At 42.7% G+C, this 12,358-nt stretch carries 6 protein-coding genes; 2 read left to right on the top strand and 4 right to left on the bottom strand.

All coding sequences use genetic code 11. From position 1 onward, the window contains the following. Positions 1–10 precede the first annotated feature (10 nt). A complete protein-coding gene (locus DWY55_RS07880; protein WP_117878024.1) occupies positions 11–1,861 on the top strand; it encodes a glycoside hydrolase family 13 protein in 1,851 nt (616 codons plus the stop codon). A gap of 579 nt (positions 1,862–2,440) precedes the next feature. On the opposite strand, the gene DWY55_RS07875 is transcribed toward DWY55_RS07880, so the two are convergent. From DWY55_RS07875 to DWY55_RS22300, 4 genes are all read right to left on the bottom strand, one after another. Beyond that, on the bottom strand, positions 2,441–2,779 hold the full coding sequence (locus DWY55_RS07875) for a TonB-dependent receptor domain-containing protein (protein ID WP_243633640.1): 339 nt from the start codon (positions 2,777–2,779) through the stop codon (positions 2,441–2,443). After that, positions 2,701–3,396, bottom strand: coding sequence for a hypothetical protein (locus DWY55_RS22305; protein ID WP_022402068.1), 696 nt, complete (start codon positions 3,394–3,396; stop codon positions 2,701–2,703). Before DWY55_RS22305 ends, DWY55_RS07875 begins: the two co-directional genes overlap by 79 nt. Before the next feature lie 491 nt (positions 3,397–3,887). After that, complete coding sequence (locus DWY55_RS07860; RefSeq protein WP_022402066.1) at positions 3,888–7,877, bottom strand: ATP-binding protein; 3,990 nt, start codon at positions 7,875–7,877, stop codon at positions 3,888–3,890. A gap of 1,065 nt (positions 7,878–8,942) precedes the next feature. Then, complete coding sequence (locus DWY55_RS22300; RefSeq protein WP_243633641.1) at positions 8,943–9,059, bottom strand: DUF4372 domain-containing protein; 117 nt, start codon at positions 9,057–9,059, stop codon at positions 8,943–8,945. A 197-nt stretch (positions 9,060–9,256) separates the two neighbouring features. Here DWY55_RS22300 and DWY55_RS07850 point away from each other — a divergent pair, with 197 nt between their 5' ends. Beyond that, complete coding sequence (locus DWY55_RS07850) at positions 9,257–12,343, top strand: SusC/RagA family TonB-linked outer membrane protein (protein WP_229077908.1); 3,087 nt, start codon at positions 9,257–9,259, stop codon at positions 12,341–12,343. Positions 12,344–12,358 lie beyond the last annotated feature (15 nt).

The raw sequence follows: 12,358 nt of genomic DNA, 5'->3' as shown, positions 1-12,358 counted from the left end.
AGTTACTATCATGAAAAAAGTATTCTTAATCTTGGGAACACTCTTACTCTCCCTCAGTACGTATGCAGCTATGAATGTGAACAAAATCGACCCTCCGTTTTGGTACACCGGCATGCAGAACCCGGAACTCCAGCTGATGGTCTATGGCGAAGGCATCGGCAACGCGGCAGTATCCGTCAATTATCCCGGCGTCTCATTGAGCAGCACCGTCAAGCTGGAAAGCAACAACTACCTCCTGGTCTATCTGAAACTGGACAAGGATGTAAAACCCGGCAAATTCAACCTCACCTTCACTGAAGGAAAAAAGAAACTCGTAAAGGAATATGAACTGAAGGCACGCAACAAGAAAGGTTGCGAACATAAAGGTTTCGACGCCTCCGACGCACTGTACCTGCTGATGCCCGACCGCTTTGCCAATGGCAATCCGGACAATGACCAGATTGCGGGCATGGCCGAGTACAAGATAGACCGCAATGACCCCAATGCACGCCACGGCGGTGACCTTGCCGGCATCGAACAACACCTGGACTACTTCTCCGACCTCGGCGTCACAGCCCTCTGGTTTACTCCGGTACTGGAAAACAACATGACCGGCGGTTCCTATCACGGCTATGCCACCACAGACTACTACAAGGTAGACCCGCGCTTCGGTACCAACGAAGAATACAAGCAACTGATTGAAAAAGCCCATGCACGCGGCATCAAAATCGTAATGGACATGATTTTCAACCACTGCGGCGTAGAGCATGTATGGATTAAGGACATGCCCTCCAAAGATTGGTTCAACAACCCCGACCACGAAAACAACTTCGTGCAGACCTCCTTCAAACTGACCCCGCACGTAGACCCTTATACTTCCCAGTACGATGCCGACCAGATGAACGACGGCTGGTTTGTACCTTCCATGCCCGACCTCAACCAGAAGAATCCTCACGTTTACCGCTACCTGGTACAGAACAGTTTCTGGTGGATTGAATTCGCCAACATCGACGGCATCCGCATGGACACTTACCCGTATGCCGACTATGATGCCATGAGCAACTGGATGAAAGAGCTCAACGAAGAATATCCCAACTACAACACCGTGGGCGAGACCTGGGTTACCGAACCCGCCTACACCGCCTGGTGGCAGAAGGATTCCAAGCTATCAGCCCCCAAGAACAGTAACCTCAAGACCGTTATGGACTTCAGCTTCTTCGACAAGATAAACACCGCCAAGAATGAACAGACCGAAACTTGGTTCAAGGGACTGGACCGCATATACAATAACTTCGTATACGACTTCCTCTACCCCAACCCCGCTTCCGTACTGGCATTCATCGAAAACCACGACACCGACCGCTTCCTGGGCGAAGGCAACAACCTTCCGATGCTGAAGCAAGCCTCTACCCTGCTGCTTACCACCCGCCGCATTCCGCAACTCTACTACGGAACGGAAGTCATGATGAATGGCGTGAAGAGCAAGAGCGACGGCTATGTCCGCAAGGACTTCCCCGGCGGATGGACCGGTGACGCAACAAACGCACTGACCCCAGCCGGACGTACCAAAATACAGAACGAGTGCTACGACTTCTACAAGACCATCCTAAACTGGCGCAAAGGAAACGATGTGATTGCCAAAGGCAGCATGGTGCAGTTCATGGTACAGAATGGTGTTTATGCCTACGCACGCCAGTACGAAGGAAAAACCGTATTCGTGATGCTGAATGGTACAGATGCAGAGACCACTGTTCCATTGAAATTCTACAAGGAAATCTTGAAAGACAGCAAGCAGGGAAAAGACATTCTTAGCGGAAAGACCATTGCTTTCGGTGAAGAGCTAAAGATGGCTCCCAGAGAATCGTTAGTGATAGAACTATAATCAGCCATTATTCATATACATAAGTTAAGGCTCGATACTTCCCTTCCCCATCAGAAATAATATTTTCGCATATTGCCCTCACTCTTTCCCGTACCAGCTTGTTCATCGGCTGTTGAGTGGTAAGTGAGGGCAAACCTGCACTTTTATCTGTCAGCCTATAGCAAAAATAAGAAAACAATAAGGCAATCATCCTTTGGAAGTATGGTGTCTGCCTTAGCATCACGATAGTGAACATAAATGTTCACTATCGTGATTTGCTTTGCTCACCTCAGTGAATGGCTTTGTTCACTAACGTGAGCCGCTATCAGACAAATCGCTTTATACCATGAGAGTAACGTCTTACTCTCATGCTTCCCTCATGGTTGCTCTAATAGCTGCACACCCGGTGAATAACGGGATACAGCAACTCATGAGAGTATGAGGGTAAAACTGCGTGCAACATTTGTAATAAGTTGGATGAACAAATAATTCAGACTACTTACTCCGAAATTATCCTGAATCCCTTGTCTGCATTCTGTAGTTTCTTTTGCTCACGCTTAGGTTTGCTACAACCTTGATACTTATAGCGTACTCCAAACATCATGATATTTCCCCTATTCGTGAACTTGTTATCAAAATCATTGGAAAACTTACGGACGGCTCCACAAAGAAACCACCTCCCGTAAGGGTGTAGGCCAAACGAAGCTTACTGACACGATAAGGCTTCAGATAAGGATTCCCGGTAGAGACTGTTAATGTGTCAGATGAACTGTTATAGGGATTGAGCTGCACCACACTGGGAAAAACAGACTGCCTGCTAAAGTTGAGCACCAATGAATGGTGGGTATTGAAACGATAGTTCAAATTTGCCACCGGCCGCAGGTTATAGTAGCGGTCATCATAGCCCGACACATTCCTGAACACGGCATCCATTCCCAACGAAGCGGCCAGCGAGAAGTCACCCCAGGCACGATTGACATCAAGATAAAGGTATTCATCCCATTCCATTCCCGGTGTTTGAAGATGGAAGAAACTTCCTTCTGTTCCCTGACCCGGTTGGACTGGAAATAAGTATTCAAACCTATCTTGGCATCAAACCCCAACCTGTGGAACTGATAGGATGGAGTAAAGGAAACACCCACCCTGCTATTGTGAAAATCATAAAGATAAGAATGAAGTTCCCGGTCATTATCTTCCGTCTGATTCACTTTATTTATGTTCCACCCCAGGCTGAGCTGCCATAAGAAATCGAGGACAGAGGCATTGCCGAAACGGTGCTTATGGTAGGTATTCACGGAACCCACATACAATTTATCGTTCAATTTGCGCCAATGTTGGTAGGGAGTCACTATGCCGGATTTATTGTCTGTCAGCAAGTCTTCTCCATAGGCCTCACTCCGCTGGGGAATATAATTGAAGGTAACGCTGAACGAAGAATAATCGACATCACTCCAGAGGCGGTCGCCTCCCAAAGCAACATAAGTATCGTTATAATGGGAATTGCGGCGATAAGCCCAATTGCGTACAGAGCTTTCAGTGGCAGTGGATTCCTGCACCTTCGACTTATTATTGAGGAAGGCAAAACTTTGAGCTGTCGGGTACAGAGAATATTTGCTGTTCCTGTTTCATATGAAGCATCGGCAATTCCAAAGCGCCGGACAGAATGAGAATTGATTCCGCCGTTAAAGGCAGTATATTTCCGGTCTATTTTCTTGATCTTGATGTTCACTACGCTGGTATATCCCTCCCGCATGAATTCTGCAGAGGCCGTTTGTGTCACATCCACCGATAATATGTCCTCCGGGCTGACAGACTATTAAAGCCTTCTTTAATGAAAGTCCTAAAAACTGTTTTCAGTTCTTCATTATTAGAAGAACAATGCTCAATTGTCTGCCAAACACGTTTAAAATGAATTGTTATTCTATTCCTAAAAATATCTTTAATAGAATCTATTATCTCTGTAAGATGGTGCAATGTATTGTCCTCATAATCTTGTATGACAAAAAGTAAAGATAAGCTGCTGTTGCCCATCTTTACTTTAAAGTTATTAAATCCTGTTGGCCTCACGATATTTACTTGGCGAGCAACCAAATTGTTTTTTAAACGAAGCAGTGAAATATGCCTGGCTGCAGAAACCTGTAATATCCGCGATATATGTGAGTTTCTCGTCACTGTTCTTTATCATTTCTGCTGCTTTATTTAATTTATAGGTACGGAAGAACGCGTTTGGACTCAACCCAGTCAGGTCCTTAACCTTATAGTAGAACTTAGAGCGGCTAATGGAGAAAATATCCAAAATCTCGTCGATGTCTATCTCGGCTTCAGTCATGTGTGACTTCATGTATTCATAGAATTTTTCTATGAACTCGCCATCCTGCGACTGTAGCATAGGCTTCTCTTCGGTTGTTATCTGGGTTGACGAAGTGAGCATCTGGCGGATCTTCCGGCGATTACTTAAGATGTTTTTTATTAGCGCCAGAAGATAGTCGGGGCTGAAAGGCTTTACTACATAGGCGTCAGCACCAGCATTAACTCCTTGAAGCTGATGTTCAGGAAGACTGTATGCCGTTAACAGAATCACAGGTAGATGACATGTTGTGGGGTCTGACTTTATGCGATTGCACACCTCAAAGCCATCGATGTCGGTCATAAGAACATCGCTGATAATTAAATCGGGTTTTATATCGCCAATCTCATTAATGGTTATTATGGGATTGGTTCGACATTCCACGTTGTAATCTTTCAACAACAGCTTCATGAAATTCAGCACGTGAGTATCGTCGTCTATTACCAGTATCTTTGGCTTTCCTTCTTCATCTGTTAGCTGTGTAACTGAAGTTTCAGAAATTGCCAGCTCGGGAGGGGTACTATCGTCAATAATATCGTCCATTGGACTTTCGTTAGTATTGTCGATAAAGTCTTTATAAAGTTCAATGTTCTGTGGCAACACAAAAGTAAATACTGTTCCTTTTGGAGTATTGCTTTCACATTTTATAAATCCATAGTGCAGATTCACAAGTTGCTGCGTATAGAACAGTCCTATACCCGTACCCCATGTGCTCTGGCGTGTAGAGTGTTCTATCTGATAGAATCGTTCAAACACTGCTTTCTGCTTATCTTTTGGAATGCCAATGCCCGTATCGGCCACCACTACCTTCAGCCAACTGTCGGAGTCGATACCTGATGAATCTGCAAACAAAGTTTCAACAGAGGTTTTGTCGACAAAGGCCATGTCAATCTTTATAGAGCTTTCTTCGGGCGAATATTTTAATGCATTAGACACAAGATTGGTAAGGATTTTGTCGAACTTATCCACATCTAATGGCATCAGCATTTCTGAATCCTGAGTGAAGCATTGTACAGAAATTTGTTTCTGCTTAAAGCCCACAGCAAAACGGTTAATAGTATTGTTAAGTACAGGCACAGCATCAACCTCGGTCACTTTTAGTTTAAGTATGCCATTTTCCATTTTATTAAAGTCCAGAATTTGGTTTACCAACTTAAGCATTCGGTTTGCATTCTGACTGATAATATTTAGCAGATTGCCTGTCTCTCCATCACTTTCGCTTCCTCGTAGCATTCTTGTTGCACCATAAATCATTGTGAGAGGTGTTCTGAACTCATGTGAGATGTTGGTGAAATACTTCATATTCATCATAGACGCATACTTCTCCTGCTCACGTTGCATGGTGACACGTTTTATCTGCTCCCTGTTTGCTCTCATGCACCTTAATATTCGCCATACCACATAGAATAAGACAATAGTAAGTAATGGATAAAAGCCAAATACCAACCAAGGCTGCGCCCATGGCACAGGAACAACGTGTACATTTACTTTACGGCGACAAATCTCATCACCGTTCTCGTTTAGAGCAATCAAGTTAAGTAGATAACTCCCCGAACCAATGTGCGAATAATAAGCATAGGATGCATTTTCAATGGAGTTCCATTTGTCGTCAACGCCATCGAGCATGAATTCAACCTTCTGCTTGTTAAAGTGACCAAAGTCCAAAGTAGAATAAAAGAAATACACCCCATTATTGTTGTAGGGCAGATACACGTCTGTAATACTGTCGCCAACAAACTTCAGTCTGTTTTTATCGCCACCTTTATATAGTTCCTCGTTTGATGCTACATATTCCAGATGTATATTACTCCTTTCACTTGGCTTTATTTCGGTAGGATTGAACACGGTAAGTCCCTTGGTACCTCCCATCAACACATCGCCACTCCACCCTGCAACCGCACTCATTGGAGCATAGGTATCATTTCCCGTACCATCTTCAGAATGGTAAGCCAAGAAATGTTTTTTTTCTGGATCAAAACGAATCAATCCATTCAAAGTTCCAATCCAAAGATTACCAACATTGTCTTCTACAATGCTATTCATTTGTGGACATATATCATCGCTGTTAATGGTCTTGATTTGCTTATTTTCAAGATTTATATGAAGTAGTCCGAGTCCATGTGATACCCCCCAAGCATTGTGATTTTTGTCTATAATGAAGTCTGTGCACGATAGGCCGGTGTTGCGCGTGCGGGGAATTGTCAGTTCATCAATCTGCATGTTTACAGTATTCACGAGATATAGGTTACCGGCATACGCACTGACAAGAATGCGTTGAGCATCTACCTGCCGAATAACATTCACCAAGCCCACGTTTTCTTTTACCTTTGTTGGACTATCCTCGCCAAAGAACAAGCAACAAAGTGTCTGGTTTGTTTCAAACCAGATGTTTCCCTGGGCATCTTCGCCCACAGTGTAGCAATGATGCGGAAACTCTTTTACTAACGTTAGCATATTACCATTGGGGGTACACTTCAATAGCGAGGTGTTGGTGATGAGCCACACAAAGCCTTTGCTATCTACAAAAATCTGATCCATACCACCTCTGCCCGATGCTATATCTGTAACTATTGGCTGGGTAAAATTACCATTAGTTACTCGGAATAACTGTTTGTGTGCAACTATAACATAGTAGTCACCTTGCACACCCCTCGCAACGTGTGTGATGTCTTTCCCTTGAAAGTACTGTGCTACATCATTATTAGTTTGAAATCGTTTCTCCTTATTATATATAACCTTGTAGCCATTAAGTTTTGTACCAATCCAGATATTGCCATGCGAGTCTTTCAGTACGCTTGTAATATCGTCGACATCGCAGGCGAATGGAAAACCCGCTTCGTTTTGAGCAATAACATTCATACCAGATACGTCGAACCAGTAGAGTTTTCCGTCATCACCAAACAAAATCATAGATGTATTATCATATCTTTTCGCCCTATTTATACGCTTTCCCTGCAGTTTCGTCACTACTCTTGATGTAGAAACATTTTTTTCGATGTCGAGGGTTGATGTATTTACAAAAACGACGCCTAGTGATGTAAAGTAAGCCAGAAGACCATTGGGAATCAAACACGATGTATATAGCTGTCCATCGACAGGAATGCCCTTAACTCTGCTGAAATCTGTTGTTGAGTAACAGCAAATCTCGCCTGTGTGCCACACCCATAATCGATTGTTCATGTCAATATCCATCGAGAAGCCAGCCATACGCTTTATATGAGCATTTGTTGATGGAGTATATTCATAGATAGATGTACCATTGTCAGCCACGCTGAGGAACACACGTCCATCACCCGTCTCATCAATATCGTGTGAGTATGGATATTCACCCTCTTTAAAGACTGTGCGAAAACTCCCGTCATTGTTATACACGGATGTGCCAAACTCGGTAAGAACATAAAGTTGCCCTTTCTTTGAAAGATAGAACTGCAAGGCAGCATCGTTACAAAGGCTTGTAGTGTCAACAGTGGAGCGATATTGATAGAAAATTTCCCCATTATATTGAAATACTCCACCAGATGTAGCAAACCATATATATCCGTTTGCATCTTCTATAATATCATTTATCTTTTCATAATCTATGAGTTGCTGACGTGTAACAGATACGTCAGCAACAGACTGTTTTGTTCTGTTAGTACATGAAACAATAATGCAGATAGAAATTAACATTAATAGATTGTTAGTTTTCATCAGTATTTTATTAGATTTAGATAATGTAAAAGTAATACATAAAACGCTAATCACATAACTTTTTGAATATTTTTCCCCTGGAAAGCCTATTATTGTTGACTTTTGGATTTTTGTTATAGTGTTTTAGATTCTTATTATAGTGTTTTGGATTTGTATTATAAGTGTTTGTTGCTTAATGAAAGTTATTTTTCTTTTGATATGCTAACTTTGCAACCACAATAAATCAGTTGCACTGGTTACAGCAAGTCAAACGTTTCAAGCTGCGCCTGAGATTATGAAAAATTAAAATTAAAGCTAAAGAATATCATTTACAATCAAATTTTAAATTATGTTCATTGCTGTCCACTAAAAAAGCGGACGGTTAAAAATTAAATAAACTTGGTTCACTAAAACCGCATCGTTCTTTGTCATTATTGAAATTAGTTTTGTTAAAGAGGTCTCTAAATATGGTTTTATCAGTTAGCGATATGCTCAGGATTTGAAGAATCTCATAAGTGATTCTTTCAATTTCAATGACATGCTGAATAATTGCTACAAGGCAATAGGCAATGATTGCAGAGTATATTTGTCTTTTTACGGGATTCTCTGTATTGCCCTAGAACTTCTTTATTTTCAGATGTTGCTTAAACCATTTAAAGAAAAGTTCAATCTGTCACCTGTTTTTATAAAGTTCTGCAATTTGTAGCGGAGATAAATCCATAGCATTGGTAAGGAACGTAAACTTACGTCTTTACTCTTCATTTCCACAACAAACCTTTCGTATATGAAAAGGATAATCCTTGGAGCTTTTATAAATAGTGAGTTCACCAATTGCACCAGAGAATATATTTCGGGGTAAACGGTGTTTCCAATTTATAGCTTTGAACTGCAAGTTTGATTTTACTCTTAAAACGAAACAGGAGTCTGAAGTTTCTATTTAGGAAAGACTCTTAAAATAGTTATAATCACGGTTAAAAATATAGTAAGAACCTGTCTCATAAGGAACTTCAGTCATAACTTTGCTATCGTGAACCGAAGTTGTTGTTATATGGAAGAATGCAGATATTTGAGTTTCTTTGTGCCTGTTCAACCATGTAATAAAACAAAGGGTTCAAAGATATAGTAATCTCTATTTTGAGCTAGTAGTTGATTCCAGCATGTGAAGAATTTCACATATTTGTCTCCATCATACTCAGCAACAATGCGATTAAATTTACTTCAGTCAAGGAATGATACCAACTGTGAGAAAACGTATTTATCTTGATGCATCTGCTATCATATTTAATATGATACAAATCTACAAAATCAAATCCGTTCTCTCTGGAAACCTCTGTAACTAACTATATTTCAAATATACAAAAAGACTATTGTATTTTTAGTGGACACTAATGAATTATGTTATGAAAAGAATCTTTCTATTAATCACATTGCTAAGTCTTATCGCTCAAGGCATAAGCGCCCAAAATGGTAATGTAAGTGTGACGGGCCGTGTAACAAGTGCCATTGACTCTGAACCTCTCATTGGAGTAACTGTTAGTGTAAAAGGAAACTCAACCCAAGGAACGGTTACAGACATTGATGGCAAATTTAAACTATCGGTAGCATCTGACGCTGTTCTATCGGTGTCATACATTGGTTATAAAACAAAAGAGGTGTCTGTAAATGGACATACCAATATTGACATCGTACTGAACGAAGATTCAGAACTTCTTGAGGAAGTTGTTGTTGTGGGCTATGGCACACAGAAGAAAGCCAACCTCACCGGTGCTGTTACATCCATGAAGAACGATGATCTTCTGAAAGCCAAGGCTGCAAACTCCACCAATGTTCTGATTGGACGCATGCCTGGAATCATAGCTAAGCAAGCAAGTGGAGAGCCTGGTGCAGACTATTCATCAATATATATCCGCGGTATAGCAACATTCCGTGGCGACACCTCACCAGCCTATATCATTGACGGCGTGGAGCGTTCGTCCAGTGACTTCGCACGCATGGATCCAAATGACATTGAATCTATAAACGTCTTGAAAGATGCGGCCTCGGCTGCCATCTTCGGTATGCGTGGTGCCAATGGTGTTATCGTGATTACAACAAAGCGCGGCGCACAAGCAAAGCCAACAATAAAGTACTCGGGAAACCTCTCTCTCACATCTCCCACAAAACTTCCTAAATATGCAAACTCCTATGACTATGCACGCCTTTACAACCAGTTCATGGGACAAGAAATCTACAGTGCCGAGGAGATAGAGAAATTCCGCGATGGTTCAGACCGCGAGTCCTATCCTAACACGAACTGGTACGACGAGATGCTATCAAGCTATGCTGTCGAGCAGCAACATAATGTATCTGTATCGGGTGGTAGCGACAAAATGCGCTATTATGTCAGCGGTGGTTTTCTCAACCAGGGAGGCCTTTGGGACGACATTAATTACAAACGCTACAACCTTCGCAGCAACATCGATTCCGACATTACCAGCACTACCCACCTGAAGGTTGACCTTTCTGGACGTGTTGAAAAAAGTCTTAACTCTGGCTCAGCTTCAGGCATCTTTGCTGCATTGATGCGCAACACCCCCGTTCTGCTCTGCCGTTATGATGATGGACGATTTGCTGTGCCCGATGCCACACACACTAACGTGGTTGCCTACAACCAGCCAGGAGGCAGCTACGGTAAGAGCAAGACATTTGTTGGAGATGCTGTGGTTGAACTCGAGCAGAAACTAAACGTCATAACTCAAGGACTCTCTATAAAGGGTACCATGGCCTATAGCTATCAAAACGGCAGCAGTAAGAACTGGACCGTATCGCCTTACATTTATTCAAAACAAGCAGATGGCAGCTATCTGTTAGCTCCACGCACCAGCCCAAGCCTGGGTTTAGGCAAGAGCAATATAGAGAACCAAGAATATCAGTTACAACTGAATTATGACCGTTCTTTCGGCAACCACAACATCAGTGCTATGGCAATGGCTCTCGAGAAAAAGAGCCGTTATGAGAATTCAAGTATGCAGCGCGTTTCATTTGACTCAGAGGTGCTCGACCAAATGGATGCAGGCAACTCTACAGACCAAACCCTCAGCGCTTACGATACCAAGACTGCACGAATAAGCTACCTTGGACGATTGAACTACAACTTCGCTAACCGCTACTTGGCAGAATTCAACATTCGTCGTGACGCATCCGAGAACTTTGCACCATCGCACCGTTGGGGTACCTTTATGTCGGGATCTCTTGGATGGGTCATCTCTGAAGAAAAATTCTTCGAGCCACTTCGTCAGACAATCGACTTCCTAAAGATTCGTGCATCCTATGGCACACTTGGTAATGACAACACCGGCAGTGTGGCATACCCTTACTACAGTCGCTACGAGCTTTATTCTGGTGGCACTGCCAGCAACTATCTTCCCAACAACCGCGGTGACTACGCATTTGGCAGCAACGTCACAAAGGGGTTAGTACCAGGAGCCGTTGCCAATGAGCTGGCAACATGGGAACGCGCTACAAAATTCAATATCGCACTCGACATAGACCTATGGAATAGCCTGAGTTTCAGTATTGACTATTTTACTGAGAACCGCAGCCACATTTTGCTACAACGCTACGACGAGGTGCCGGGATCTTTTGGAGCTACTCTGCCTTTGGAAAACCTTGGAAAGGTAAAGAACAAAGGTGTTGATATGTCACTGACCTATCACAAGCGTATGGGTGACTTCGACTGGAGTATTGGCGGAAACTTCACCTATGCTCACAATGAGATAGTTGAAATGGCAGAGGCTGCCGGCACAAGCGAATATATGCGCAAAACCGGACGTCCCATCAACGGATACTACGGGTACAAAACCGACGGGCTCTTCCAATCACAAGAAGAAATCGATAACTATGCAAAACAAGAGGTGGCTGGTTCCAACTATGTAACTCAGCCAGGCGACATAAAGTATGTTGATGTTAATGGTGATAATGTAGTAAATTCTGACGACATGACGTATCTTGGCAACGGCAATGTGCCGGAAATAGTTTATGGCATTAACGGAGCATTGAAGTGGAAGAATGTGGATTTCAGTTTCTTGCTACAAGGTGCAGGTCGTGTTCAAGTTTATCTCAATGGTAGTATCATACAGCCGTACTTTAACCAGGGTAACTTGCCACAGCTCTGGATAACCGATAGTTGGAGCGAAACCAATCGCAATGCCCGTTATCCAAGGTTAGCGAATACGACACACAACCTGCCTGCAACCGACGTCAGTTGTGTAGAGACATATCTTTATGATGCATCTTATTTACGTCTGAAGAATATTGAGATAGGTTACAACCTTCCCCAAAAGTGGCTCAGCACACTGAACATAACAGGACTACGTGTGTATGTAAATGCCACAAATCTGCTCACGTTTACATCGGTGCCACAAATTGACCCAGAGAACATCCATTCGCAAGGATGGTCCTATCCACAGATGAAAGCATTCAATTTCGGACTCACACTTCAATTCTAATATTAAAACATATCA

Origin of the sequence: Bacteroides sp. AF25-38AC (genome assembly GCF_003602995.1) — a bacterium.
Taxonomy (GTDB): domain Bacteria; phylum Bacteroidota; class Bacteroidia; order Bacteroidales; family Bacteroidaceae; genus Bacteroides; species Bacteroides uniformis.
The sequence above is the reverse complement of the archived record's forward strand: the minus strand, read 5'-3'. Positions and strand labels throughout refer to the sequence as shown.

Bases quoted from the DNA above. Each gene is read 5' to 3' on its own strand.
- DWY55_RS07880 (WP_117878024.1), top strand. From the start codon at position 11: ATGAAAAAAGTATTCTTAATCTTGGGAACACTCTTACTCTCCCTCAGT.
- DWY55_RS07860 (WP_022402066.1), bottom strand. From the start codon at position 7,877: ATGAAAACTAACAATCTATTAATGTTAATTTCTATCTGCATTATTGTT.
- DWY55_RS07850 (WP_229077908.1), top strand. From the start codon at position 9,257: ATGAAAAGAATCTTTCTATTAATCACATTGCTAAGTCTTATCGCTCAA.